This window comes from Flavobacterium sp. GW823-FHT04A11 (assembly GCF_058796535.1).
The window spans coordinates 2067676-2094554 of record NZ_CM179503.1 but is presented as its reverse complement, the minus strand read 5'-3'; the positions used below and the strand labels follow the sequence as shown (position 1 = coordinate 2094554).

The window sequence follows — 26879 nt, the reverse complement described above, 5'->3', positions numbered from 1 at the left end:
ACGGCGTTCGTATAATTTTTATAACGTAAAGAGGTAAAAACTATAATATTACCCTAATTTTGCCGTTATGAAGATTCTTAAAATTTATCAGAACTTTTTTCTTAGAAACCTCATCGTACACACTTTCATATTTTTGGTGATTTTAGCCTGTGTGTATGACGAATTAAGATTAGATGGCCACAGTTGGTCGTACATGATAAGCAAAATAGCTGTTGGTTATTTTCCGTGTATTGTATGGATTACAATTTTCAATCTTTTCATCATCAAACCTTTCTTATTCAAAAAAAAGGCTAAAATTTTCTTTATCCTTTTTGCCATTTACTGGACTTGTTTTTACTTTTTCATGAATTGGTTTTTTCCTCTCGTTGGTTTAGGAAATTTCAAAACACTTCAAATATTATCACTTATTATCAACGGAATGTTTTTCTATTTCATTCATGTGGTAATTACTAAAAAAATCATGGATGCCGATAAAGACATCATGAATTTTAAATCGGAACTTTCGTTTTTGAAACAACAGCTTAATCCGCATTTTTTGCTGAATGCGATGAATAATTTATACGGAGAAGCTTTGTCAGAACCGGATAAAGTTCCGGACAGAATTTTAAATCTTTCAGACATGCTTCGCTATCAAATTGAAGCGACCAAAAAGGATTATGTTTTATTAGAAGAAGAAATTGCTTTTATTAAAAAATATATGGAATATTATACTTTTAGAAATGAAAGACTGGCTATAACCCAAAAATTTGATGGTAATTTTGATTCCATTGATATTCCGCCTTTGTTCTTTTTGCCTCTGGTAGAAAATGCGGTTAAATTTTCGGCAGAAACGTCTGAGCCTTTTATTAATTTGGATCTAAAGGTAAAATGCAACGCGTTGTCTTTTACCATTAAAAATAGTTATCTGGAATCCGGCTCCCGAATTTCAGGAACCGGAATTGGTATTGAAAACCTAAAAAGACGTCTTGAAGTTCATGGTTTAAAACACGAATTGAACTGTAAAAAAGAAAAGAATATTTTTATCGTAAAATTAAATATATGGCACTTACCTACCGCTGTCTTATCATAGATGATGAATCGCCGGCACACAAGGCACTTGCATCACATATCTCAAAATTTGACGATCTGGAACATTCTGGAAGCGCTTTTAACGGAATGGAAGCCATAAAAATGCTCAACGAAAACACTTACGATATTATTTTTCTGGACATTAATATGCCCGTAATTTCGGGTGTTGAGTTAATGGAATTACAACCCAAAAGGCCTTTAACGATTGTGACCACCGCTTATTCTGATTTTGCGCTGTCGGCGTATCAAAACGATGTTATCGATTATTTACTCAAACCTATTTCATTCGAAAAATTCTCTAAAGCTATCGAAAAAGCAAAAATCTATTCCTCTGGAAACAGCTTAAAAAAAGAAGATAGCACTAACGAAAAAGTACTTTCGATTCGTGTAAACGGCCAAATGATGAACATTCCACTAGCGGATATTATCTACATAGAAAGTCTTGGCAACTACATGAAACTTTACAGCGCCAAACTCAATTTACCTTTAATTGTGTATGGCTCACTTTCGAGTATTGCCTCAGAAATTGACAGTAATAACTTTGTCCAGGTACATCGTTCTTTTATCGTAAACGCTGCTAAAATTACTTCTGTTACCTTCAAATCTTTAACGATGTGCAATAATGAAATTATTCCCATAGGTCGAAAATACCAGATTTTACTGGATAGTTTCTTTAGGTAAAGTTCATTAACCATAAATATACAAAAAGCTCAACTTTAGACAGTTGAGCTTTTTTATTTTTGTGCTTTGTAATAAAATACCGTATAAATACTTGGTGGTATTTTTGAGATTATTGGTAATATTGTTTTGAATATGTTAAAATATTTATTAACCAAAAACAACCAATTATGAAAAAATTAAAAATACTTAGTATTTCAATTTTATTAAGTACTCCATTTTATCTCTTTGCTCAAGTAAAAGCAAATTTGACAATGAAAAATTACATAAAAACAGACATGTCAGTTTATGTAGAAAGTTATGATAAAAAAGGAAATTTAAAAGTCAATGAATCATTTATTGTTGACAAGTCCAATACAAACAAGGAGGCTATTGCTGGAGGGAATACTTTCACTGAAACAATAATACCAACCACAAAGATGTTTAGTACAAAAGGATATAGAGGTGGTAATATTAAAATTAAATATAATCCAACTGAATCAAATACAAAATTTACAGTTGATCCAATTCAAGTTCCAGACAATAAGGATGATTTAAATCAAAGCATTCCACTTACTGGACTAGTCTTATATGATGTAAATGACAATAAACAGCGATTAATTTCAGTAGGAACAGATTTGAAATTTGATTCTTCTACCACATTTACAAGATTAATAGATGTAAAACAACAGTTAGGCAGTTTAATTATTGGTAAAAAAGAAGGCAACAAACTAATAATAATTGATATAATACCATTAAAGAATATAGATATTACCTATGATCAGCCATCAGTTATTCAACAATCGAGTGTTACAGAAAAATCTGTTGTTTCGCAGCTTAAAGTCGCCATACCAATATATGGAAGTGTAGAAGCAATGATGTCTAACTCTGATTTAAATCAGATTAAATGGGAGATTTCTTATTATCCATTTCTTAGTAATACAAGTTTTTCACAATTGATAACCGATTTAGATGTAATCAACAAACAGGCTCTTATTAATAAATTAAAATTAAGTGATCGCTCTCTGAGTATATTTATTTTAAGAAACTTTGATGTGATCGAAAGTGGTATATTTTCTGTGACAACTGGTACCAAAATAAATACTGAAGGAAATGCTGCAATTGCTTCAGTATTTACTGCAAACGCAGCATATGCATTTAGATCAGAGGATTCTAAGTTCGTTTCAATTCCCAACAAGGCATATAATTTAAATTATGAGAAATGGCAAACAGTTGGTGAATTGATAAGCAATCTTGAAGTAAAAATTCTTAGTTTACCACCAGATGGTAGAGTATCCACAAATATATTAGCTCCTTTAAATGGATATTAAAATATTACATTCTCACTTTATAATAATGAATACATAAGATTCTGTTAACTTTGTAGTATTTTATTAATCAAATTTAAAAATATTTATAGCTGATAGCGCGGATTTGCAATCCGTGCCCGCAACAATAAGACATAAAGTAAAATACTACAATCTAAGCATTAAATTACCACATAACCAAATACAAAAAAGAGACTTATGATAAGTCTCTTTTTCAATTTATATACTCCAGTAAAAAATTACTTCACTCTAAATAATTCCTCTAAATATTTGAAGTACTTCTTAAATCTACGACATCTTTTCTCTCAAATAACCAATCGCCCCGGTAGACCACAAAGCCAGAAAAATCAAAACAGGCTGAAAGAACAAACGAATCAAACGTGCCTGATCTGTGTCAAGTCCGAAGGCACTTGTACCGTTTAGATATTGAGCGATATTGCCAGGGAAAACTAATAGGTAAAATCCTGCCAACGCGATTCCGACATATACTCTGTATTTTTTTAGAAACAGCATACCAAGTCCCAGCGCTATTTCGACAATTCCGGAAAGTATTACCACAAGATCTTTATCCATTGGAACCCAATTGGGAACTTGTGCCTGAAAATCGGCTCGTTGAAAAGTAAAATGACCAAAGGCGGCCGTGATCATAAAGATTCCTAATAATATTCTAAAGAAATTTTGAGTTTTTGTAGTTTGTATATTTTCCATTATGTTTTGATTTAATTTTTTATGACAACATTTTATCAACAATGTTCTTACTCAAATTTACTTATAATAATTTATAAGCAATTTGCAAATTTGTAATAAAATACTTGTGTAATATCCATGTACTGAGGCGCTTTAGAACTTTTAGTTTTTCTTCAATAAACATTTCAAAAGTGCCCTACAAACCCTTCTGTTCAAAAAAACAATTAACATTAAAATAAATTTCTTACATAAATAATTATCTTCGCACTGCTATAAAACGATAACCCCCAAATTTTAGAAAAATGACCTTTTTCAATTTCTTATTTAAAAAACCAAATTTAGAGTGCCCACGATGTCTGGGAAAAAGATTTGTAGATTCTGAAGATATACGGCGCTTAAATAAACAATTAAAATGGGCACCCGGTCCTTGCGCTTATTGTGATGCATCGGGAAAAGTTACCGAAGAACTGCTTGCAAAAGTCCCGGTCGACATTACCTATCTCACTATTGATTTACCGGAATCTGAAATTGAAAAAATAAAAAATGGCGATCCTGAAATTTTAGAAAAAGGACGATTACAGGAACTTTTTATAGATAATTTAATAGAATACATTGAATTTCAATATCAGAATAATAATATGGATGCTGAAAGTATTGCCGATTTATATCTAAAAACAGAAGATGAAAAAGCCGTATTTTCAGTAGAAAAAGAAAATTTACTTCAATACATTCACAAAATAATTCAATTAAAAAAATCTGAACCGAATTAGTTCACTAGTTTTTAATGTCTGCTTCAAAAACACGTATAAATACGCATTGCCAAAACTTTATTTTGTGGTAAAATTGCCTCTGAATAATTTTGAATAAATTATAATTTCCCAAAAGGAAATTATTAAAAGTATTATTTTTGGAGCATAAAGTGAGATTTCAAATCTGTTATAGGATTGAAAATCTCATTTTTTGTTTTTCACTGTTTCGTAAAGTTTACTTCATTAAAAAATATTACAAAGATTATAATGAAATAAACACAAATTCCACAAGCTATTTATCCGACTTTGCTTAAAACATTTGCACTTAAAATGCTTATTTGGAATACTCTTGATAACTTTTAAAAAAGTTAAAAGTAAAAACGTTAATTATTCGTTGATTTTTATAGATTTGCAATCCTACATAGTATCAAAATTAGCGGAAACTATATAAAATCTAAGACAATGAAATTTATTACTTCTACATTTTTATTTTTCATGTTTATTTGTTCCAATTCTTACTCTCAATTGAGCTCTGATCAAATATTTGAAAGTTTTAAACAAGGAGAACGCACAAACTGTTCATCAATTGCTTTTATTAAAGCTTCTTTGAATGTTTATGGATTGGATAATCTTTTTATCACTGAAAAAGTAAACGATAGTTTATATAAAATAACATTAAAAAATAATGCTTCTTTTAATTTAAAAAAAGAGGAAGTGGATAAAGCTAATTTTTCTGCCGGTTTTGTCTATATTAAAGATAATCCCGAAAGCGAAAAAATAACTGAATATGCCGTGTTGACTTACGCTGTTATGGCAAAATACATGCAAATTATTGAGAAGAAGGAAACTTTTGATAAAGCTTTGGAAGACCTGGAAGATGGTGAAGTATATACGCCAACTATTTATAAATATTTAGGATTCAAAAAGGGAAAACAAATTCAAAAGTTAAAGAGACAATCAGGAAGTGAATTTTGTGGTGTTGTAGCCTTTTCTACAGCTCATGCCGTTTTTGTTTGTGAAGATTTCATGGATTATTACGGCAACAAAAAAAGTCTTTGGCTTCAATATCCGGGACGTTTCAGGATAATTAAATCGTGATTTTAAAACGCCTTTTTTTAACGGAGAGTTTTTTTTAACCGCAGAGTTCGCAAAGGTTTACGCAAAGTTCGCAAAGTTTTTATACAAAGCTTTGCGAACTTTGTGGTTTTACTAAACTTCGCATAGTTCAAAATAAACTTTGTTCACTTTGCGGTAGAATGTCAAAAACCTTTGCAACTTTGTCCCTCTGAACCTCTGCCCCTTTTTAAAAAAAACCTTTGTATCTTTGAGGCTTAGTACCGCGAACCTACAAGAACCTACAAATATGACACGAGAACATTATATTCCCTTTAATAAGGAATTCTTACTCGAGCAACAAATAGTTACTTTCTCTGAAGACAAAAAAAAAGCAGATGATTTTAAAAAACTATTCGATATTATCGAACATTATTATCATTATGAAGCTTTTAACCTTAACCGAAATCTAAAACAAAATTACGCCTTATTCGATCCGGATTTGAGTTTGAAGGAACGTGAAAGTTTTATTGGCAAAAGTGATTTTGCGGTTTTTAAAGAAACATTGCGTCAAGTTTTGGAACGTGGAAATTATACCCGAATCGATCAGGAAACTTTAAGCAAAGCTTTTAAAGATTCGGATTTGATTGGTTTGAATCTTTCTATTGATTTTAATGCTTTTAAAGACTATGAATTATACGTACGCGGCAGTCATAAAGCCAAAGAAAAAGTAAAGAAATATATTTTCTGGAAGAAAGAAATCGAGATCGAATATTACGATCGCGTTATGATTTACCTCAATTATAACGAAGCCGATTATCTAAAAGAAAACAAAGTTAAACTTGGAAAAATGCCAATTGATCCGGGTTCTATTGGTTTAAAAATCTTCAAGCGTGTTCCAAAAAATGATTTGGAAACGATTTTCCCAAATGCGATTCCAAGAATGTCTTTGAAAGATAAAATGCTGCTTTGGGTTCCGGGGCTTTTTGGTGGAATTTCGTTGTTGAGTGCAAAAGTAATTCCTGCCTTAATCAATATGTACGGTGCTTATGAAACTGGTGAAACAATTGATTTATTAAACAGTAAAACTTCCTTAAATCAGGGATTAATTGCCTTGGGAATTTTAGCAGCTTATTGCTTTCGCCAATACAATAATTTTGTAAACAAGAAAATCAGATATTCTAAAATGCTTTCGGACAGTTTGTATTTTAAAAATCTGGGAAATAATAGCGGCGCTTTTTATTCACTTTTAAATTCATCTGAAGAAGAAGTATTAAAAGAAACTATTCTGGCGTATGCTTTTTTACATAGAAGCGAAAACCCTTTAACGGCGCAGGAACTTGACAATCAAATAGAATCCTGGTTTAAAACAACATTTCAGGTCGATCTTGATTTTGATGTAAAAGATGCTTTACTAAAACTCAAAAATATTGGTCTCGGTGTTGAAACTAATGGAAAATGGAAAGTTATTCCGTTAGAAAAAGCATTGATTCAAATTGATGAACTGTGGGATAATGTTTTTGATTATAATCAGAAATGAAATTTGTAGACTTTTGTTTATTCTCGTTTTATAATCTTTGTCATGAACGCTGATGACGTGGATTAGAACGGATTTTTTTAGGAGCTAATCCCGCTATCCGTTTCAATCTTTTGCGGCGAACCCCGCCACAAAAGGATTTCCACTTCTATCGGGGCTAGGGAAATCATTTTCATAATAGTATTTTCGTCTAGTTTTGTCATTTCGACGAAAGAGAAATCGCATTTGCTGAATCCGCACAGTACGTTGCTCTCTGGATGTGATTTCTCCTTCGTCGAAATGACACAAAAACGCAGTTCATAAATTGTGATAAAACAAAAAAAGAGAACCTAAAGTTCTCTTTTTCTATATCATCAAAACTGAATTACTCGCTGTCAACCTCAACAAGATCTTCTATACTTTCGCCTGCATCTCCTACTGAAACAATTTCTGGTTTAGAAGCTTTTAGGGCATTAAATCTTTCTAGTTGTTCCAGGTCTCCTTCTTCTCCGCTGAAATATGGGAAAACGTCCATAATTGGCGATTCTGAAATAGCCGGAATTGTGTAATCGCCCATTGTATTTTTCATTGCTGAAATTGTGTTGTCATACGCCTCTTTTACATCATTTGCCTGAACTAAAAGATACATATTTGTTTTGCGTTCTTTTCCACTTTCTTCATCATAAGCCATTAAGGTAACTTTCGATTTAAACCAGCGATCTGCATTTTCAAAAGGATGAATTTCGGCATAATTTGCCACTTTTATATTCGTAATTTTAAATTCTTCGCTAACATACGCCTTCATTTCCTCGTTAATTCTGCTTTCTGCTTCTGTATACGATATCGCGTCTACCAAATAAGGTTCTGTTGTAACCTTTTGTGTTCCGATATCATCTGTTTTTCTATATTTTACTTTGCATTCGTACCAAGTTGCGCTCATTTATCATTTTTTTTAAGGTTGCCAAAGATAGATTTTAAAGGAAATAAAAATTCTTAATTCCTAAAATAGATATTCACAATTTGAGATAAATTATGATATCGATTTTTTTGCTCTTTTATGATTTATTTTTTGCTGATGATTTAACATAATGCTATTCTAAACCATGAAATAAACTGACAAATATTTAATAAGTTTGTAAGTATAATACAGTAAAAAACAATAATACCAAAACCCCAAAACTAGTGTAGAATTTAAAAAACAACAAAATGAAACTTACTAAATTTTTAGGCGATCAGGGTTATGATTTAATCGAAGGACCAATAAGAAGTCATAAACCGCTGCAATTATGGCTGAAAAAACCGTTTGACGAAGCTCAGCTTTATTATGCTAATATCAGCCACGCATTTAAGAGTGATGTTGAATTAATAGAAATAGAAAATCCGGCGTTAAGTGTTGATTATACTAAAAAAGACGATTACGGTTTCAATATTGGAATTACACTTTTGGAAGAAATCCTGAAAACATTAGGACTTGGCACTTTTGAAATTTCTGCAAAAATCAAATCCGGCAAAACCGTAACAATCAGTTATGAGAATTCGGTAACCAAAGAATATGCATTGGGAAATCTCGAAGAATATTTTTTCTCTGTTGATTTTCTGCATCCCAATCCAGCATTGCTAAAAAATGCTAATCAAAACAATATTCTTCTTATCACAGGAACTGTTTTTGCCAAAAATCTTGTCGTAGATATTGAGACTGATTTTACGGTAGAAGCTTCTTTAATTGCCAATTTGAATGCAATTGCCGATGGTAAACTGGATTTTACAATAAACAACCAGAATAAATTAAAAATGACTTCAAACATGGGTGTTTTTTTTCCAATTGCAGTTCAGGCCAGCAGAATAGATTTTGACAGAAGCCGCTTTAAAAAACTCATATTGGTAACAGATAATATTAATATCTTCTAAAAACGGGTTGGTAAATTTTTCTGGCTTAAACAAAGTCAGAAAAATTTTAATAGATTTGTTATACTATCTAAACCCAAAAAAATGAGAACATTAGACCAATGGTTTGACGAATATGCCGTAAGTCATCAAAACCCAAAAAACAAAGCAATACATTATGTTTGCGTTCCGGCAATTTACTTTTCGATCGTAGGTTTGCTCATGAGTATTCCGAGTGATATTATTGCCAATACTTTAAAACTGAATGCTCCCATTATCGAAAATTGGGCTGTTATAGTTTTACTTTTTGTACTTATTTTTTACATCCGGTTATCCGTTGCGATGGCTATAAAAATTGCAATTTTTTCTGCTATTTGTTTGGTCGTTAATTACTATATGGCGCAAGTTTTACCTTTGTGGATGTTCTCTGTTGGCGTGTTTGTAATTGCCTGGATTGGTCAATTTTACGGACATAATATTGAAGGCAAAAAACCGTCTTTTTTAAAAGATCTTCAGTTTTTAATGATTGGTCCGGCTTGGGTTGTAGAGAATTTGTTTTCCAGAAAGTAAGGCATATGAAAGCAGAAAGAACAAGCAGAACGGCTCAATATATGGCTTTTTTTAGAGCATTAGAAACTAAACGCAAAAACAAACTATTCTCTGACCCTTACGCAATTTATTTTTTGGATTTAAAGTTGAGATTTGTAACGCGTTTGTCGAGGTATTCAATTATTGCAAAATATATAAGTAATACGATACAAAAAAAGATTCCGGGTGCTTTATCTTCAGGAATTGCCAGAACAAAATATATTGATGAGCTGCTTGAAACTGCTATATTAAACAATGTAAAGCAAATTATCATATTAGGTGCTGGCTTTGATACGAGAGCTATACGTCTTGATTTTCTAAAATCTGTTCCTGTTATAGAAATTGATCATCCCAATACATCAAATTTTAAAGCCAAAATTTATCAGAATCGCATCGGCAGAATTCCTGAAAATGTAAAATTTCTCCAAATTGATTTTAACAACCAAGATCTGGATCAATTAGCATTAGAACACAATTTAGATTTTTCTAAACCCACTGCCACAATATGGGAAGGTGTAACCAATTATTTAAGCGAAGAAGCTGTGAAAAACACATTTTCTTTCATTTCTAAGTTTGCAAAAAACAGCTATGTCATATTTACTTATGTACATAAAGAAATTCTCTATAATCCCAGCTCGTTTTTACGTGGTGAAAAACTTTTAGAAGATCTTAAAGAACTGGAAGAACATTGGACTTTTGGCTTTATACCAAGTGAATTACCAGATTATTTAAAACAGTTTGATATCGAACTTATAGAAGATTTAGGAGCTAATGAATATCGGGAAAGATTTCTGCCTAACCGATCTGAAAAAGGTTACGAATTTTACAGAACCGCCGTTGGAAAAAAGCAATAATATTTACTGTCTTTTTTTAATGCAGATCTCAATTATAGTACAATATCATATCATAAATTTATTACTATAAGAATAAAAATTATGAAAATAAACAACACAGAAATTGAAATCGAACGCGATGATATTTTTACTTACAGAAGAATCAGGCGTTCAATTGGTTATTTGGGAATAAGTTTGCCTATACTTTTGGTTGGCTTGTCTTTTATTTCATTTTTCAAAACACCGCTTCAGCCTTCCATTAGTGATTTTTATTTTACTAATCTCAGGGAAATTTTCACAGGAACTTTATGTGCTGTGGGTTTATTTTTGATTTGCTACAAAGGTACAAGTAATGCTTCAATCTGGAAAAACGATAATTTACTCACCAATATTGCCGGAATAATGGCAATTGGTGTGGCATTAATTCCGGTGAATCCTGATGACTTTGCCATTAAAATTTACACTTTAATTCCCTATCCCGAAAAATGGCTCGGATGGCTTCATTATACCTTTGCCGCTTTATTGTTTTTGATTATGGCTTTGTTGTCGATTAATGTTTTTACAATTGGTCAGAAAAACGAAACCAGAGATCCTAAAAGCATTCTAAACGAAAATAATATTTACAGATTTTGCGGCTATTCAATTCTCGTTTTTATTGTAATGGTACCTATTTCAGAAGCCTTGAAATTGTTTTCTTATTCGACTTTAGTTTTTGAAGCGCTTGCTCTTTTTGCTTTCGGAATTGCCTGGCTGATAAAAGGACGTGCTCTTGGTGATAAAGGTATTATTGGCAAAAAATTATATCAGGAAAATAATCCAATCGATACTGAAAAAGTTTTTGAAGAATAGTTTTAGAATTTAAAACTGATTCTTATTACTAAAATCAAAAAAGCCAGTGATTTAATTTCACTGGCTTTTGCTGAGAAGACAAATCCTCTATTTTATTGTTATACAAACTCTTAATTACATTTTGTAATTCAATCCTACTTCGAAAGTGTTATTTGCATAAGCCCCTAAACTTCCAAAATATTTAGAGTAAGCCAGGAAAACACCAAATTCATCAAGTGAAAGTCCAAATGCTGTTGAAACAGTTTTGTTGGTATGATAGAACGCCGAAAGGTTCATTTTATAATCCGGAAAATTAAATCTTCCTCCCATATCTAAAATATCCTTGTGTCCTTTAATACCCCTGTAAGCAACCAATGGCTCGACATTTAGGTTTTCATCCTGGTTTGATAACAGGATTTTGTAACTTACCGCTGAATAAAAAGTAGAGCGATCTGCATAATTTTTCACTCCATTATCATTTTCATAAAAAAGATTATGAAGTTTTGGCACAGAGGCCTGCACTGTCAATAATCTGCTGGTATACGCAATCCCTAAATCTGCATCTATATTTGCTCCTTCATTAAAATTCTGCAGTACTACGTCATCTTTATCACCTACCATTTTCCCATAATCAATTGAAGAAAATTTTGCTCCTACAGATAATCCGAAATTAAGTTTTTCCTCGGCTCCTATCGGTAAATGATAAGCGTAAGTACCCATTATTCTTGTTCTGTTGATTAATCCGGCTCTGTCACTTGTTACATTTAATCCAAGTCCTGCTCTGTTTCCGGAATTGTATTCGAAAGTAGCATTCATTAATATTGGATTCCCCGGAACTTCATCCCATTGTCTTTGGTAACCCAGATTCAGTTTCACTCCTTCTTCTAACCCTGCCATCGCAGGGTTATTAATATATTGATTTTGAAAATACATAGACTCGTATTCTGTTAACTGCGCATTTGCGGAGTTTGTTCCTACTATTATCAGGAACATAAGAACCTGTAAGTAGATTGCTTTTATAGATTTTATTTTCATTGTTTTATTTCTGTGTGGTTACATCTAACCATTTTACTATTTTGTTTCTTTGCTCTAGATTTTTAGTTTCTAATGATTGAAATGAATCCTTTAATTTTAGGTGAACCATTTCCTAGGTCAATTAGATAGTAATAAGTGTCTTCGTTAAGTGGAGATCCTTTATAAGAACCATCCCAATCGCTGTTATAATTATTTTTAGAATACACTAATCTTGCTGCTCTGTCAAAAACTTTAACTGAATTGTTTGGATATTTATCCAGACCTTCCACTACCCAATAGTCATTTTTGCCATCTCCGTTTGGAGTAATAACATTTGTAGGTATAATTGCCTTCGGTAAAGCATCTGCTCTGTTTACAATAACAGTATATGTTTCTTGTGTTCCATCCTGAGCTGTAACCACAACTGTAATCACATTATCTCCTACTTTCAAATCTATCGGAGCTGTAATATCGGTAATAGTTACTCCGTCAACTACCATCACAACTGTTGCAGTTGGATCGATTGGTTTAGGTGTAATAACAATAGAATCCGTTTCATTTGGCACTTCTACTCTGTAATCTTTTGTATCTGTATTAAACGCCGGACTTAAAGTACCATCACTTAAAGCGATATCTGATAAACCTGCTTCATTAGAAGGTTCTCTTGTAACAATTACCGTATAAGTACTAATTGTTCCATCCTGAGCTGTAACCGTAGTAATGATTTCATTTTCTCCTACTTTTAAAGGAATTTCTTTTGTAGCACTTCCACTAGGTACTACTTCTCCATTTACTGTTATTACAGCTGTAGGATCAGCGCTAACTGGCGTAACTGTAATACCTGTAACATCATTAGGTACTGTAGCTGTGTAATCTTTGGTTCCTTCTGCAAAAGCCGGACTTAATACTCCCTCGCTGATAACTAAATCTGTCAGACCTGCATTACTTGAAGGTTCCCTTGTAACAATTACTGTATAAGTGCTAATCGTTCCGTCCTGAGCTGTAACCGTAGTAATGATTTCATTTTTCCCTACTACTAATGGAAATTTATCGCTTGGAGTTCCACTAGGTATTACTTTTCCATTTATTATCACCACTGCTGTAGAATCTGCAGTTATTGGTGTCAATGTAACATTTTCAATATTATTAGTTACTGTAGCTGTATAGTCTTTAGTTCCTTCTGCAAAAACCGGACTTAATGTACCTTCACTTATTGCTAAATCGATTAAACCTGCATTATTAGAAGGCTCTCTTGTAACAATTATTGTATATGTGTTAATCGTTCCGTCCTGAGCGATAACTGTAGTAACAATCTCATTTTTCCCCACTACTAACGGAAGTTTATCGCTTGGAGTTCCACTAGGCACTATTTCTCCATTTACTGTAACTGTAGCTGTAGGATCTGAAGTAACTGGTGTTACAGTAATGTTTTCAACATTATTAGGTACTGTAACTGTATAGTCTTTAGTTCCTTCTGCAAAAACCGGACTTAATGTACCTTCGCTTATTGCTAAATCTGTTAAACCTGCATTACTGGATTTAATCACAGTTAAAATACCTTTTTTAAAGGTAATAGTATAGTTTGATGAAGTTGCTTGATCAACTGTAATGTCATATTCTCCTACCGGACTTTCTTTAACTGCTATCGTTGTTATTTTAGCCTGTGTAGTTAAATTAGCTTCAGTATCTCCATTTCTAAATCCAACATAACTTGCTGTTAAAACCGGATTTTCAATACCAGACTGTCTTTGCTGATTATCTGCTGTAATAGTTAAGGCTGCAGGAGTAATAACTAATGATGCATTTGCTCCGTAAGTAATAGTATAGTTTGGCGAAATTGCTTCACTAGCTGTAATTGCATAAGTTCCTACTGGACTTCCTTTTGTTGCTGCAGTTTCTATCTTTACTGCTTTCGTTAAAATCGATTCAGTATCGCCATTTACAAAACCAATATAATTCGCCGTTAAAACCGGATTGTCAATACCATATTCCCTTTGCTGACTTACAGTTGTAATAGTTAAGTTAGCAGGAGTAATAGTTAATATCCCATTTGTATAATTAATAGTATAATTTGATAATACCGCTCCACTAGCCGTGATTGCATAAGTTCCTATTGGACTTCCCTGAACTGCAGTAGTTGCTATTATTGCAGGTGTTGTTAAACTTGTTACTGTATCTCCATTTACGAAACCAATATAACTTGCTGTTAAAACCGGATTGTCTGATCCGTAAACTCTATTCTTATCATTTGCAATTACAGATAAGACTGCAGGATTAATAATTAGTGATGCATTAGATCCATAAGTAATAATATAATTCGATGATGCCGCTCCACTAGCTGTGATTGCATAAGTTCCTATTGGACTTGCTTTAACTGCAGGGGTTGCAATTGTTGCAGGTGTTGTTAAACTTGCTTCATTATCTCCATTTACGAAACCAACATAACTTGCTGTTAAAACCGGATTTTCTGATCCATAAACTTTACTATTATTATTTGCAGTAATAAGTAAAGCTGCAGGAGTAATAGTTAATGACGCATTTGTATAAGTAATATTATAGTTCGCTAAAGCTGCTCCACTAGCTGTGATTGCATAATTTCCTATTGGACTTCCTTTAACTGCTGTTGTTTCAATTTTTGCTGCTGTCGTTAAACTTGCTTCAGTATCTCCATTTACAAAACCAACATAATTTGCTGTTAAAACCGGATTTTCTGATCCATAAACTTTACTATTATTATTTGCAGTAATAAGTAAAGCTGCAGGAGTAATAGTTAACTTACCATTTGTATAAGTAATATTATAGTTCGCTAAAACTGCTCCGCTAGCTGTAATTTCATAAGTTCCTATTGGACTTCCTTTAACTGCTGTCGTTTCAATTTTTGCTGCTGTCGTCAAACTCGTTTGAGTATCGCCATTTACAAACCCAACATAACTTGCAGTCAAAACGGGATTATCTGATCCATAAACTTTAGTAGCATCATTTGCAGCAATAGATAATGTTGCAGCAGTAATTGTCAATTTACCATTTGCATAAGTAATGTTATAATTTGATGAATCCGCTCCACTAGCTGTGATTGCATAAGTTCCTACCGAACTTCCTTTAACTGCAGTTGTTGTAATTGTAACTGGTGTTGCTAAACTTGCATCAGTATCACCATTTACGAAACCTGCATAACTTGCTGTTAAAACGGGATTATCAGATCCATAAACTTTAGAAGTATCATTTGCAGTAATTGTAAGCGGCGCTTTATTTACTGTACTTATAAAGATTGGGATATTTATAGTAGTTGTACCAGTACTTGTCAAAACTATATTACCTGAATAACCACCTACCGCAATTGTTCCCTTCAATCGAACATAAACTTTTGTTGATGGAATATAAGCTACCGTTCCTACACTAATTGTATCAGAAAAAGTAACTCCATCTGTACTTAATTCGAATCCTTCAGGCGCAGTAGCCAAAATTCCTCCAACCATAGCAGTCCCGGATAAAGTAAAATTACCAGATACCGATGGCGTACCATAAATTGTAGTTAATCCTGCTAAGCTATTTTTGTCTATTACTATTGTTGGTCCAACATTTACGATACCGTTATTAGAAGAAAAAAATGTGTTGTTTTTATTAACTGCATTTGAAAGTGAGCTTCCCCATGATCCACCAGATCCGGGTGTAATGCCTAGTTTTATAGTTTTGGCTGTATGTACCAAATTAGCCGTCAGATCAGCAACTACGCCATTTACTATTGAAAAAGTTTCATTTATTGTAGTTTTTGCACCAAAAGTTTTAGTTGCAGTTCCTGATAATGTAAGATTATTATATATTATAGAGCCCGTTCCTAAATTTTGTGAACCGCCATTAAATTCCACTGTACTGGTACCTCCGTTAAACTTACCTCCATTACCAACAACATTTCCTGAAATTTTGAAAATACAAGAACCTGCATTCAATGTTCCATCTGTTCTAGTCCAGTCACCAGTGACAGTATGAGTTAAACCCGTCCCTAAATTAAGTGTTCCTAAACCATTAATGATAAGATTTTTTGTATTCATATTTCCTGTAAAAGTTGCTACACCAGCACTTTTAATCATAGAAATTCCTTCTGTAGATGTAAAACTTGCAATAGTCTGATTCACTCCTCCCGTTAAATAAACAAATTTATCTGTAGTTAAAGAGCCCCAGTTATTGATAAAGTTACCTCCGAAATATAATTCAGTATTCGTTACAAGTAATGAAGCTTCTTCATTTATAAGAAGTTGCACTCCATCGTTAAATCTTTTTTCTGATTGAATAGTACTATTCAGGGTAACCGTGGTGCCTTGAATAATTTCAATTCCTCCCTTTGCAATAAATGGTGTGATCCATTCCGGACCAACTGTAATGGCTACTCCGCTATATTGTAAAGCAGCATTGACACCATACGTTGGAGCTGCAGAAGCTTTTGCTATACCCGCCATACTAAAAGTACCGTTTACTATTACGTCCGGAGTTACAGTTCTGACACCGCTCCCGGAAAATGTCAAATTATTATAAGTATAGGTACCTACATTTCGTGTTCCTATGCCATTATAAGTTACAGTTCCTACTCCATTGGAATTTAATGTTCCGCCGTTCATTATTCCTCCTATTGATAAATTTCCAGCTCCTGAAAAAGTTACATCGTTTTGAAGGTCGTTGCCTGTCATTACGATATTTCCTGTAACACTTATTTTTCCTGCTCCAATTCTTAAACTACAATCACTGGTATTTCCGCCAGTACTATTCATTGTTATTGATGCTGTAGTAAAAGATCCTGTCTTTACAGTAAGAGTAACATCACTGCCCGCAGTTGAATTTGACAATATAAGAGCGGCACAGGATGCTCCCAGATCAGATATTACAGGTTGATTAACAGCATTAGTTATTAGTACATCATCTACTGATGTAGGTGCTTCTCCAGTGTCCCAGTTTGAACCTGTTTCCCATGCTGTGCTCGTGGCACCTGTCCATGTTTTGAATGTTTGCCCATACCCTATATTAAATAAAAGAAAGGCTAATACAATAAGTAAATTTTTGTTCATTTTTATTTTATTTCTATCCATTTTTTGTTTTAGTTTTTTTAATTCATGCTTCTAATTTTCTACTCATCCATTTTGGTTTTTTAATTCATTTTTAAATTTATTTTCACTCCATTTTTAACTTTCAACTCCAACAATCTTTAAAACAATTCCATAAAATTCACTACCATTTGTTTTTAAATTCTCATAAAAAAATCACTTTAATAAGTGATCGCTATTTCCATAAAAAGAAATAATAAGTATAATACGCTGATTGCAAAACTATTGCAGAAAAACATTCGCAAGTCCTTTAATTACGGGAGATGCCGTTATTTGATTATTCAAATATTGCAACTATAAGTATCTAATACTTCCTTTAAAAGTTTTTAGATGAATAGATAAAGACATTTATTACAAACAGTGGAATTAAAAAGAAAAAGGAAGCTGGTACTGATCAGAATTTGTTGCGGTACGAGTAAACTATGCTATCTCACTTTAAATAAGAAATAAAATGTGATTAGAAAACCAAATGAGATGTAGTAGAAATTGGAAAAAAGAATATGAAAAATAAGCCAGCCTTATTTTTTGGCAAAAAAAAGGCAAAATACATTAAGTATTTTGCCTTTTGTTGTGACCGCGGAGGGGTTCGAACCCCCAACCCTCAGAGCCGAAATCTGATATTCTATCCAGTTGAACTACGCGGTCTTTTTTATTTTAGATTTATGATTTTAGAATTCAGATTCAATGTAAAATCTGAACTCTAAAATCTAATATTATTTAAACTAAAAGTTTTTTTACAATTGCAGAAATTGTTTTTCCTTCAGCAGTTCCGCCTAATTGTGCAGATGCTAATCCCATAACTTTTCCCATTGATGCAATTCCTGAAGCGCCTGTTTCAGCAATGATTTTTGCAACCACAGCTTCTACTTCTTCTTCACTTAATTGTGCAGGCAAAAATTTCTCGATTACAGCAACCTGAGCTAATTCCGGTTCTGCCAAATCAGGACGGTTTTGCTCTGTAAATATTCTTGCGCTTTCTTTACGTGTTTTAACCAATCTCTGAAGTAATTTTACTTCATCGTCTTCTGTTAATTCTTCTTTAGAACCTGAAGCAGTTGCAGCTAATAACATTTCTGATTTAATAGCTCTCAAAGCCTCTAAAGCCACTGTATCTTTTGCTCTCATGGCCGTTTTAATCTCGTCCATGATTAATGTTTGTAAACTCATTTGTTTGTTTTTATTTGAATAAGCATTGCTTATAAATTCATTAATATTTGAAAGTTGTTTTCGACTAGGTCTGAACTAACAATAGAAATTCACTTTAATTCCTGAGTAAAGAAGTCAAATTTCTAAATTCTGTGCGAAGATAAAAAAAATAACCCGAAAATTAAATCCAATTTTCGGGTTATCCTATTATTATGAATGTAAAATTAATCTACGTTATCGTGCAAAAATGAATTATTTGAACGCAATTGCAAATCATTATTACTATCTGTGCCAACAGAAATTCTTGAATTGGTTGTATTTGATTGATTGTTTGAAAGATCGATACCTAATCTTTTGTAAGCCGGCTCTTTTTCAAGTTCATCAATTCTTGAAACATTGTTATGGAATTTATAATTAAATTCTTTTAGTTTCTTTCTTCTTTCTTCTGCTCTTAAACGCAATGTTTCTTCAATAGTTAATTCCATCGGCGAAGCATGATCTGTAGTTGTAAAAGCAGCTTCCTGTGCAAAATCAACTCTTGGTTTCAATGTGATATTTAGTTCCTCAGGAACAACATCTTCAACCACTTTTTCAACTGGTTTTGATGTGATTAAATCATTCTCAACCTCCATATATTCCTCTAAAGAATATTTAATGATTCCGTTATCAGAAAGTTCCGTTACCGGTACAAATGAAACCGGGTCATTCACTTTTATATTGCGGGTTTCGTTTGTTAATTCAAACAAAACTCTATTGTCTTCAACAACAGGCTCTTTTTTCACTTCCGGCTCAGCTCTGAAAAGAGGTAGATCAAAAGAAAAAGTGGTTTGTTCTTCTTTTTCAAATACCCTTTGCTGAACAGGTTTTACTTCCTGAAAAGCCTGAGTCTGTGGAGCTGAAATAGTAAAATCGATATCTGTAATTGGCGAAACGATTTCAAAAGTTACATCAAGATTTTTAATAAACTCTGACATTACTACTAATTCATCCTGATTGATTACTGGAGCAACAGCAACCGGAGTTGGATTTACGGGAGCAACAGCCGTATCTTCCGTTAATTCAAAAACAATTTTTTCTTCTGATTTTGCAGTTGGTGTATTGCTTGTTGAATCAAAAGAAGCAAGTGCTCTGTTCGTTAAATTATGAACACTTCTTTGCTCATCTTCTAACGTATGAATGATTTTTTTAGGCTCTGTATTTACGATTTCATTTTGTTGTTCAACGTCAAAACCAGTAGCAATAATAGTTACGGCAATAGCCTCACCAAGAGTTTCGTCTTCACCAACTCCCATGATAATATTAGCATTGTAACCTGCTTCTGCCTGAATATGATCGTTGATTTCTCCAATTTCATCAAGCGTAATTTCGTTTGATCCAGAAACGATAAGCAACAATACGTTTTTGGCTCCTGTAATTTTGTTGTCGTTTAACAACGGAGAATCCAATGCAGAAATAATCGCATCTTTTGCTCTGTTTTCACCTTCGGCAACAGAAGATCCCATGATCGCAGTTCCACTGTTTGCAAGCACAGTTCTGGCATCACGTAAATCGATATTTTGAGTATAGTGGTGCGTAATTACTTCAGCTATACCTCTTGAGGCTGTTGCCAAAACTTCATCCGCTTTTGAGAATCCGGCTTTGAAACCAAGATTTCCATATACTTCTCTTAATTTATTATTGTTGATTACGATTAGCGAATCTACTTGTTTACGTAACTTTTCGATTCCTAAAAGCGCTTGTTCCTGACGCACTTTCCCTTCAAACTGAAAAGGAATTGTCACGATACCAACTGTTAAAATTTCTCTTTCTTTTGCTAATTGTGCAATAACCGGAGCAGCCCCAGTACCTGTTCCACCACCCATACCAGCGGTAATAAATACCATTTTAGTACCACGATCTAACATTTTTTCGATATCGGCAATACTTTCAATAGCAGATTGTTGTCCTACGTCAGGATTTGCTCCTGCTCCAAGACCCTCTGTCAGGTTCATCCCTAATTGAATTTTATTTGGTACAGCACTATTTTGAAGTGCTTGTGAATCTGTATTACAAACGATAAAATCTACCCCTTTAATACCTTGCTTGAACATGTGGTTGATTGCGTTACTTCCGCCTCCACCGACACCTATTACTTTGATCACATTTGATTGGTTTTTCGGTAAATCAAATGAAATACTTCCAAATTCTGAGTTGCTCATCATCTTTTTGGTTTTGAAATTCTTATTAAATACATTTTTTACTTCTTGACTTGGGGCAAAAAGTAATCCTTTTCGTTTATTATTCTATTATTCTGCGTTGTCTAAAAAATCTTTGATTTTATCGACATAACGATCAAAAAATGATCTTCTTATTTTTGTTTCGGTAGACTCGTCTTTTGTCGCCACATTATTTCTAACTTCTCTTGGCGGTTCAAAAGTTTCTACTCTTTCAACGTAGTTTTCTTCAACTTCGTATCGCTGCTGAACAGGTTGTTGCACTTGTGGCGGAACATTTCTGTAAACTACTTTTGGCTGTTCGTTTACAATTTCCATTCTAACAGCACTTTGCGTACTATTTTCGATACTGTTCATCACTAAACCAACTGCTGTTGCAAACAACGGACTTGAAATTTCTTCGCTTGAATTTCCTGCTAAATGCTCGTTTGGATATCCAATTCTAGTGTCCATACCAGTAATATACTCTACTAATTGTTTTATGTGCTTTAGTTGAGCACCACCACCTGTAAGAACAATTCCTGCGATTAATTTCTTGCGTGGATCTTCGTGTCCGTAAGCCTTAATTTCTGCAAAAACCTGCTCTACAATTTCCACAACACGTGCATGAATAATTTTAGATAAGTTTTTAAGCGAAATTTCTTTTGGCTCTCTTCCTCTTAATCCCGGAATAGAAACAATCTCGTTGTCTTTATTTTCTCCCGGCCATGCCGATCCGAATTTTATTTTTAAAAGCTCAGCCTGTTTTTCGATAATAGAACATCCTTCTTTGATATCTTCTGTAATTACGTTTCCTCCGAAAGGAATTACTGCAGTATGACGAATAATTCCATCTTTAAAAATGGCCAAATCAGTTGTTCCGCCACCAATATCTATAAGCGCTACACCAGCTTCTTTTTCTTCCTGACTCAAAACCGCATCTGCCGACGCCAATGGTTCTAATGTCAATCCGGATAATTCAATTCCTGAACTCTGAATACATCTTCCCACATTTCTGATAGAAGATGCCTGACCAACCACTACGTGAAAACTAGATTCTAATCTTCCGCCGTACATTCCGATTGGTTCTTTAATTTCAGATTGTCCGTCGATTTTAAATTCCTGCGGCAAAACATGAATAATTTCTTCTCCCGGTAACATGGCCAGTTTATTTACCTGGTCAATCAAAAGCTGAATATCATTTTCGCCAATTACTTCTTCCGGATTACTACGGCTGATGTAATCTGTATGCTGAATACTTCTGATGTGCTGTCCGGCAATACCAACAACAACATCTTTTATTTTATAACCTGAATTATTTTCTGCTTCTAAAATAGCTTGTTGAATTGACTGAATAGTTTGCGTAATGTTGTTTACAACACCTCTCGCCACACCCAGACTTTTGGATTTACCAATACCCAAAATTTCCAACTTGCCATACTCGTTCTTCTTGCCTATCATGGCAACTATTTTGGTGGTTCCAATATCTAGACCTACTGCAATGTTATCTTTTTCCATTTTCTATTATTTTGTGCAAACTACTTGTTCCGTAAACCTCAGGTCAATCTTATTGTATTTATATAACGAACTATCTAAAACTGCTTTTTGAAAAAAGGCCTTATAGTTTCTAAATTTCTTATCAACATTCATCGTTCTGCCAAAATCGATGAAGTAATTATAATTTCTATTAAACATTTTTAGGCTACCATTAGGCATAATTTGAATTGCAATGATGTTTTTTTTCAAAAACGCATCGTCATAAATTGTGCGAAATAAGGTAGCTAAATCTTCGTTATTTTTTTTATTTATTGCCCCTGAAACAAGAGGAACCCGCGCTGTAAAATTGTCTGATAAGGGCATTTTATTTCCCTCATAGTCAATATAAAAAGAGTTATCACCATCATAAACTCTTGCTATTGGTGTCTTCTGTTTTACTATCGCTTTTAGAACGCCGTCGATACTTACAAATACATCTGACTTTTCAATCATGTCTTGCGTATCAAGGTTTTTTTCTATCTTATTCAAATCTACTTCATCTTTTCGGATACTGGAAGCGTCCCTTTTATTTTCTATTAACAATTTATTAACCGCTTCAGGTCTTACAAACAAAGTATTTTCTCCTACAAAAACAACTGTCGATTTTTTCAGTTTTCTATTCCCGTTTCGATGCTGGGCGAACGAGTACAAAAAAAGTACAAGCCCAAAAATGAGCACCAATCTAATATTGGACCAATTAAATATTTTCATTGAGCATTTTTTTAATTGACGGCACCATTTCACCAATATCTCCAGCTCCTATTGTCACAATTATTGGCGCATCACTGGCTTTGATTTGCGCTAATAAATCTTCTTTTGCAACAATTTTTTTGTTCGAATTTGTCATTTTTTCCAACAGCCATTCTGATGTAATCCCTTCCATCGGTAATTCGCGTGCCGGATAAATATCCATCAAAAACACTTCATCAAACTGAGATAAACTGGCCGCAAAACCATCAGCAAAATCTCTTGTTCTGCTAAACAAATGCGGCTGAAAAATTGCCAAAACTTTACGATTTGGATACAATTCCCTAACTGCTTGATGTACAGCGTTTATTTCTGTTGGATGATGTGCATAATCATCTATATAAACTAATTTATTAGACTTAATCTGATACGAAAAACGTCTTCTTATACCGTTAAAAGAGGCTAGCGCTTTTGCAATCGAATCTGTCGAAGTTCCGAAAGTTTTTGCCATCGCAATAGCCATTAATCCGTTCATCAAATTGTGTTTTCCAGGCAATCCAAAACGTAAATCTTTCATGATTTCTGATGGCGTCTGCACATCAAAAACATAACTTCCGTTTTCTATTCTTACATTGAAAGCTTTATATACAGCATCTTCATTTATAGCACATTGAACTCCTTCAATCGGTAATTCTTTAGTTATAAAAAGATTGTTTTTATTTTCAACCTTCGAAGCAAATTCTACAAATGAAGCTTCAATAGCCTCGCTGGTTCCGTAAATGTCCAAATGGTCTGCATCCATCGAAGTGATACACGCAATATTAGGATGCAAATGCAAAAATGAACGGTCAAATTCATCTGCTTCTACAACTGTAACGGTTTTTCCGCTTCCAATTAAATTCGAGTTGTAATTCTCTACAATTCCTCCCACAAAAGCTGTAACATCTGCTCCGCTTTCATATAAAATATGCCCTAAAATGCTTGATGTTGTGGTTTTTCCATGCGTTCCCGCAACCGCAAAACTAAACGTATCTTTTGTGATAAGTCCCAGAACTTCAGCGCGTTTTTTAACCTCGTAATGTCTTTCTATGAAATAATTCCACTCTGAATGTGTAATTGGAACCGCAGGAGTAAAAATGACTAATGTATTTTCTACAAAATAGTCACTTGGAATCAAATTAATATTGTCTTCAAAATGAATATCAATACCACTTTCAATTAATTCATTTGTTAGCATTGATGGCGTTTTGTCGTAGCCTGAAACCTGTTTTCCAATATATTTGAAATAACGGGCCAGAGCACTCATTCCGATGCCTCCAATACCAATAAAATAAACGTTTTGTATTTGATTTAAATTCATTTCAATTTTTAATTTTGAGCTATTTACAAGTTTGTTTTTTCCTATAAAAAACTAGTAATTAAGCCTTTGTATTTTTCTTACTTTAATAACTCAAAACGCTTAAAAATAGCGTTCTAATTTTTTTATTTTGTTCTATAATTTCTTTAAAAAGTTATATTATAACAACTTTTTAATTTCTTCTACTATAACTTTTACAGCATCAGGTCTTGCCAGTTTTTTAATGTTTTCGCTCAATTGGATTTGTTTTCCGTGATCTTTCAATAAAGCTTCAAAAACAATACTAAACTGACTTTCCAATTCTGATTCTTTCAACAAAACAGCTCCTTTTGCATCTACAATTGCCTGTGCATTTTTTGTCTGATGATCTTCGGCTACATTTGGCGACGGAATAAAAATTACCGGTTTCCCCACAATACATAACTCCGAAACTGATGATGCTCCTGCGCGTGAAATAATCACATCTGCCGCAGCGTAAACAAAATCCATTCTTTCAATAAAATCAATCACTCTTACGCTTTGCTGATTGTGCTTTTTATAATCTTCAAAATATAATTTCCCGCATTGCCAGATAATCTGAACATCCTGAGAAAGTATCGTTTGCAATTCTGATTCAATTAACTGATTCACTCTTCTCGCACCTAAACTTCCGCCTAAAACCAATAATGTTTTTTTATTTGGATCTAAGCCATAAAACGCAATCGCTTCGTCTCTTTTACTATCAATATCAATTAAATCCTGACGAACCGGATTTCCTGTCAGAACAATTTTTTCTTTTGGGAAAAAACGCTCTAAATTTTCATAAGCAACACAAATGGCATTTGCCTTTTTACTAAGCAATTTATTTGTGATACCGGGAAACGAATTTTGCTCCTGAATTACTGTCGGAATTCCTGCTCCTCCAGCTGCCTGTAATAATGGTCCGCTGGCAAAACCTCCCGTTCCTATCACTACATTCGGTTTAAATTGTTTGATGATTCTTCTTGACTCTAACAAACTTGTTGCCAGTTTTAGCGGAAACATCATATTTTGCAATGTCAATTTTCTTTGTATGCCGGCAATCCAAAGTCCTTTTATTTCGTAACCTGCCTGCGGTACTTTTTGCATTTCCATTTTATCCTTGGCACCTACAAAAAGAAACTCAGCATCAGGAAATTGCAATTTTAATTCATTTGCAATCGCAATCGCAGGATAGATATGTCCTCCTGTACCGCCACCACTTAATATGAATTTATAATTTGTCATATTTTTAAAAGTTATTCGCTTAAAAAACTACTTTATTCTTATTCTTTATTTATTCAAAACTGCATTCATCGGATTTCTTGAATTGTCCTCGATAGAATACATTGGTTCTCCTTCATAAATTTCTTCTCTTTCATCAACAGGCAAATCTTCTTCTGCCAGTTCTTTATCAATTAATCTTTGAAGTGCTTCTTTTCTTCTTTCTTTTTCCTGCTGTTCTTCTACGATTTCTTCGTCTTTTTTAGTTACACTAATGATAATTCCAAGAGAAAAACACGTCATCCAGATCGAACTACCTCCACTACTTATCAACGGAAGTGTTTGTCCGGTTACCGGCAATAATTCTACTGCAACCGCCATATTAATCATCGCCTGAAATATCATCGGAAATCCGAGTCCGACGACAACTAATTTTCCGAATAATGTATTGGCTTTATGCGAAGCGATTACAAATCGGAACAATAACAATAAATATAAAAGCAAGATCGAAACTCCGCCCACTAAACCATATTCTTCCACAACAATGGCATAAATAAAATCGGAAGAAGATTGTGGTAAAAAGTTTTTCTGAACACTTTTTCCAGGTCCCAAACCTCCTAATCTTCCAGATGCAATGGCAATTTTTGCTTTTTCTATCTGATAATCGTCTTCATCAGGTTTATCAGTTGTAAAGTTGGCAATACGACTTTCCCAGGTTGAAACCCTGCTAAAAAATCTCGAATCAGGAAATGCTTTGGCAACCAATAAAAAGAATACCAGCATTGCTACTCCTGAACCAATTATAAAACCGATATATTTTAATGGATATTTACCAATAAATGTTAGCATCATTACCATTGAAAAAATCAAAGCCGTAGTCGAAAAGTTAGCCGGTAAAATCAATGCAAGCGTGATAAAAACCGGAATCCAAAGCTGTACAAATGAGGTTTGAAACGGCTCATTTTCTTCCTTGGTTTTTGATAAATATCGTGCTACATAAATGAACAAAACAATTGACGCCAAAGTCGAAGTCTGAAACGTGATTCCGATAAACGGAACCTGAATCCAACGGCTTGCATTTGCTCCGGCAATTACTGTTCCTTTCAATAAAGTATACAACAGTAAAATCCATACAACCGGCAAAGCTATCTTAGAAATGGCTCTGAAATAATGATACGGCACTTTATGCACCCAGTAAATAATCATGAAACCAATACAAATGTGTGCCAAATGTTTTACCAGATAACCCAGCGTATTTCCTGTTCCGTGACCGATATAAGCTAAATTACTACTCGCACTAAAAACAGGCATAAACGAAAACAATGCTAATAAAGCCACGAATGACCATATTACTCTGTCTCCTTTTAATTTATTTACTAGTTCTTTCATAATTCTGATTTTTGTTTCAAGTTTGTTTTGTTTCAAGTTTCAAGTTCCTACAT

At 33.5% G+C, this 26879-nt stretch carries 21 protein-coding genes and 1 tRNA gene; 10 read left to right on the top strand and 12 right to left on the bottom strand.

Annotation, left to right across the window (positions count from 1 at the left end; all coding sequences use genetic code 11):
* The first annotated feature begins 67 nt into the window (after positions 1 to 67).
* The 3 genes from AC3QL1_RS09140 to AC3QL1_RS09130 all read left to right on the top strand — a co-directional run bounded on the left by AC3QL1_RS09140 (position 68) and on the right by AC3QL1_RS09130 (position 3056).
* Positions 68 to 1069: a sensor histidine kinase gene (locus AC3QL1_RS09140; protein ID WP_492496959.1), complete on the top strand. Its 1002-nt coding sequence runs from the start codon at positions 68 to 70 to the stop codon at positions 1067 to 1069.
* Positions 1039 to 1749: a LytR/AlgR family response regulator transcription factor gene (locus AC3QL1_RS09135; protein ID WP_492496957.1), complete on the top strand. Its 711-nt coding sequence runs from the start codon at positions 1039 to 1041 to the stop codon at positions 1747 to 1749. Before AC3QL1_RS09140 ends, AC3QL1_RS09135 begins: the two co-directional genes overlap by 31 nt.
* 167 nt (positions 1750 to 1916) lie before the next feature.
* Positions 1917 to 3056 carry a hypothetical protein gene (locus AC3QL1_RS09130; protein WP_492496956.1) on the top strand — a complete coding sequence of 380 codons (1140 nt, stop codon included), beginning with the start codon at positions 1917 to 1919 and terminating at the stop codon, positions 3054 to 3056.
* Between the two features lie 285 nt (positions 3057 to 3341).
* On the opposite strand, the gene AC3QL1_RS09125 is transcribed toward AC3QL1_RS09130, so the two are convergent.
* The gene (locus tag AC3QL1_RS09125; RefSeq protein WP_492496955.1) at positions 3342 to 3761 is read right to left on the bottom strand and encodes a DoxX family protein; all 420 of its coding nucleotides are present in this window, start codon (positions 3759 to 3761) and stop codon (positions 3342 to 3344) included.
* Positions 3762 to 4042: 281 nt separating this feature from the next.
* On the opposite strand from AC3QL1_RS09125, the gene AC3QL1_RS09120 reads away from it, so the two are divergent.
* The 3 genes from AC3QL1_RS09120 to AC3QL1_RS09110 all read left to right on the top strand — a co-directional run bounded on the left by AC3QL1_RS09120 (position 4043) and on the right by AC3QL1_RS09110 (position 7082).
* A complete protein-coding gene (locus AC3QL1_RS09120) occupies positions 4043 to 4510 on the top strand; it encodes a hypothetical protein (RefSeq protein WP_492496953.1) in 468 nt (155 codons plus the stop codon).
* 441 nt (positions 4511 to 4951) lie between these two features.
* Positions 4952 to 5587, top strand: a complete 636-nt coding sequence (locus AC3QL1_RS09115) for a hypothetical protein (protein ID WP_492496952.1) — start codon at positions 4952 to 4954, stop codon at positions 5585 to 5587.
* 265 nt (positions 5588 to 5852) lie between these two features.
* On the top strand, positions 5853 to 7082 hold the full coding sequence (locus AC3QL1_RS09110) for a TMEM143 family protein (RefSeq protein WP_492496950.1): 1230 nt from the start codon (positions 5853 to 5855) through the stop codon (positions 7080 to 7082).
* 361 nt (positions 7083 to 7443) lie between these two features.
* Here AC3QL1_RS09110 and AC3QL1_RS09105 read toward each other — a convergent pair whose 3' ends face one another.
* The gene (locus tag AC3QL1_RS09105; protein ID WP_492496948.1) at positions 7444 to 7998 is read right to left on the bottom strand and encodes a DUF4494 domain-containing protein; all 555 of its coding nucleotides are present in this window, start codon (positions 7996 to 7998) and stop codon (positions 7444 to 7446) included.
* Positions 7999 to 8264: 266 nt separating this feature from the next.
* Here AC3QL1_RS09105 and AC3QL1_RS09100 point away from each other — a divergent pair, with 266 nt between their 5' ends.
* The 4 genes from AC3QL1_RS09100 to AC3QL1_RS09085 all read left to right on the top strand — a co-directional run bounded on the left by AC3QL1_RS09100 (position 8265) and on the right by AC3QL1_RS09085 (position 11212).
* On the top strand, positions 8265 to 8966 hold the full coding sequence (locus AC3QL1_RS09100) for a gasdermin (RefSeq protein ID WP_492496947.1): 702 nt from the start codon (positions 8265 to 8267) through the stop codon (positions 8964 to 8966).
* Positions 8967 to 9047: 81 nt separating this feature from the next.
* A complete protein-coding gene (locus AC3QL1_RS09095) occupies positions 9048 to 9512 on the top strand; it encodes an Mpo1 family 2-hydroxy fatty acid dioxygenase (protein WP_492496946.1) in 465 nt (154 codons plus the stop codon).
* Between the two features lie 5 nt (positions 9513 to 9517).
* Positions 9518 to 10384, top strand: a complete 867-nt coding sequence (locus AC3QL1_RS09090) for a class I SAM-dependent methyltransferase (RefSeq protein ID WP_492496944.1) — start codon at positions 9518 to 9520, stop codon at positions 10382 to 10384.
* An 81-nt stretch (positions 10385 to 10465) separates the two neighbouring features.
* Positions 10466 to 11212 carry a hypothetical protein gene (locus AC3QL1_RS09085; RefSeq protein WP_492496942.1) on the top strand — a complete coding sequence of 249 codons (747 nt, stop codon included), beginning with the start codon at positions 10466 to 10468 and terminating at the stop codon, positions 11210 to 11212.
* A gap of 114 nt (positions 11213 to 11326) precedes the next feature.
* On the opposite strand, the gene AC3QL1_RS09080 is transcribed toward AC3QL1_RS09085, so the two are convergent.
* The 10 genes from AC3QL1_RS09080 to AC3QL1_RS09035 form a co-directional block, all read right to left on the bottom strand.
* Complete coding sequence (locus AC3QL1_RS09080) at positions 11327 to 12226, bottom strand: PorP/SprF family type IX secretion system membrane protein (RefSeq protein WP_492496941.1); 900 nt, start codon at positions 12224 to 12226, stop codon at positions 11327 to 11329.
* Between the two features lie 62 nt (positions 12227 to 12288).
* Complete coding sequence (locus AC3QL1_RS09075; RefSeq protein ID WP_492496939.1) at positions 12289 to 17262, bottom strand: MBG domain-containing protein; 4974 nt, start codon at positions 17260 to 17262, stop codon at positions 12289 to 12291.
* 607 nt (positions 17263 to 17869) lie between these two features.
* Positions 17870 to 17943: transfer RNA gene (locus AC3QL1_RS09070), tRNA-Arg, on the bottom strand.
* A gap of 72 nt (positions 17944 to 18015) precedes the next feature.
* Positions 18016 to 18465, bottom strand: a complete 450-nt coding sequence (locus tag AC3QL1_RS09065) for a GatB/YqeY domain-containing protein (RefSeq protein WP_074659845.1) — start codon at positions 18463 to 18465, stop codon at positions 18016 to 18018.
* A gap of 203 nt (positions 18466 to 18668) precedes the next feature.
* A complete protein-coding gene (ftsZ, locus tag AC3QL1_RS09060) occupies positions 18669 to 20645 on the bottom strand; it encodes a cell division protein FtsZ (protein ID WP_492496937.1) in 1977 nt (658 codons plus the stop codon).
* A gap of 84 nt (positions 20646 to 20729) precedes the next feature.
* Complete coding sequence (gene ftsA / locus AC3QL1_RS09055; RefSeq protein ID WP_492496935.1) at positions 20730 to 22154, bottom strand: cell division protein FtsA; 1425 nt, start codon at positions 22152 to 22154, stop codon at positions 20730 to 20732.
* Between the two features lie 6 nt (positions 22155 to 22160).
* The gene (locus AC3QL1_RS09050; protein WP_492496933.1) at positions 22161 to 22883 is read right to left on the bottom strand and encodes a cell division protein FtsQ/DivIB; all 723 of its coding nucleotides are present in this window, start codon (positions 22881 to 22883) and stop codon (positions 22161 to 22163) included.
* Entirely contained in the window at positions 22870 to 24219 is a 1350-nt protein-coding gene (murC, locus tag AC3QL1_RS09045; protein WP_492496931.1) for a UDP-N-acetylmuramate--L-alanine ligase, read from the bottom strand. Before murC ends, AC3QL1_RS09050 begins: the two co-directional genes overlap by 14 nt.
* Before the next feature lie 156 nt (positions 24220 to 24375).
* Positions 24376 to 25461, bottom strand: coding sequence for an undecaprenyldiphospho-muramoylpentapeptide beta-N-acetylglucosaminyltransferase (gene murG, locus AC3QL1_RS09040; protein ID WP_492496929.1), 1086 nt, complete (start codon positions 25459 to 25461; stop codon positions 24376 to 24378).
* Between the two features lie 45 nt (positions 25462 to 25506).
* Positions 25507 to 26826, bottom strand: a complete 1320-nt coding sequence (locus AC3QL1_RS09035) for an FtsW/RodA/SpoVE family cell cycle protein (protein ID WP_492496927.1) — start codon at positions 26824 to 26826, stop codon at positions 25507 to 25509.
* Positions 26827 to 26879 lie beyond the last annotated feature (53 nt).

Coding starts and splice junctions, on each gene's coding strand:
- AC3QL1_RS09135 (WP_492496957.1), top strand. CDS start 1,039: ATGGCACTTACCTACCGCTGTCTTATCATAGATGATGAATCGCCGGCA.
- ftsA (WP_492496935.1), bottom strand. CDS start 22,154: ATGGAAAAAGATAACATTGCAGTAGGTCTAGATATTGGAACCACCAAA.
- AC3QL1_RS09125 (WP_492496955.1), bottom strand. CDS start 3,761: ATGGAAAATATACAAACTACAAAAACTCAAAATTTCTTTAGAATATTA.
- AC3QL1_RS09065 (WP_074659845.1), bottom strand. CDS start 18,465: ATGAGTTTACAAACATTAATCATGGACGAGATTAAAACGGCCATGAGA.
- AC3QL1_RS09050 (WP_492496933.1), bottom strand. CDS start 22,883: ATGAAAATATTTAATTGGTCCAATATTAGATTGGTGCTCATTTTTGGG.
- AC3QL1_RS09120 (WP_492496953.1), top strand. CDS start 4,043: ATGACCTTTTTCAATTTCTTATTTAAAAAACCAAATTTAGAGTGCCCA.
- AC3QL1_RS09140 (WP_492496959.1), top strand. CDS start 68: ATGAAGATTCTTAAAATTTATCAGAACTTTTTTCTTAGAAACCTCATC.
- AC3QL1_RS09095 (WP_492496946.1), top strand. CDS start 9,048: ATGAGAACATTAGACCAATGGTTTGACGAATATGCCGTAAGTCATCAA.
- AC3QL1_RS09115 (WP_492496952.1), top strand. CDS start 4,952: ATGAAATTTATTACTTCTACATTTTTATTTTTCATGTTTATTTGTTCC.
- murC (WP_492496931.1), bottom strand. CDS start 24,219: ATGAATTTAAATCAAATACAAAACGTTTATTTTATTGGTATTGGAGGC.
- AC3QL1_RS09035 (WP_492496927.1), bottom strand. CDS start 26,826: ATGAAAGAACTAGTAAATAAATTAAAAGGAGACAGAGTAATATGGTCA.
- AC3QL1_RS09100 (WP_492496947.1), top strand. CDS start 8,265: ATGAAACTTACTAAATTTTTAGGCGATCAGGGTTATGATTTAATCGAA.
- murG (WP_492496929.1), bottom strand. CDS start 25,461: ATGACAAATTATAAATTCATATTAAGTGGTGGCGGTACAGGAGGACAT.
- AC3QL1_RS09105 (WP_492496948.1), bottom strand. CDS start 7,998: ATGAGCGCAACTTGGTACGAATGCAAAGTAAAATATAGAAAAACAGAT.
- AC3QL1_RS09085 (WP_492496942.1), top strand. CDS start 10,466: ATGAAAATAAACAACACAGAAATTGAAATCGAACGCGATGATATTTTT.
- AC3QL1_RS09130 (WP_492496956.1), top strand. CDS start 1,917: ATGAAAAAATTAAAAATACTTAGTATTTCAATTTTATTAAGTACTCCA.
- AC3QL1_RS09080 (WP_492496941.1), bottom strand. CDS start 12,226: ATGAAAATAAAATCTATAAAAGCAATCTACTTACAGGTTCTTATGTTC.
- AC3QL1_RS09090 (WP_492496944.1), top strand. CDS start 9,518: ATGAAAGCAGAAAGAACAAGCAGAACGGCTCAATATATGGCTTTTTTT.
- AC3QL1_RS09110 (WP_492496950.1), top strand. CDS start 5,853: ATGACACGAGAACATTATATTCCCTTTAATAAGGAATTCTTACTCGAG.
- ftsZ (WP_492496937.1), bottom strand. CDS start 20,645: ATGATGAGCAACTCAGAATTTGGAAGTATTTCATTTGATTTACCGAAA.
- AC3QL1_RS09075 (WP_492496939.1), bottom strand. CDS start 17,262: ATGAACAAAAATTTACTTATTGTATTAGCCTTTCTTTTATTTAATATA.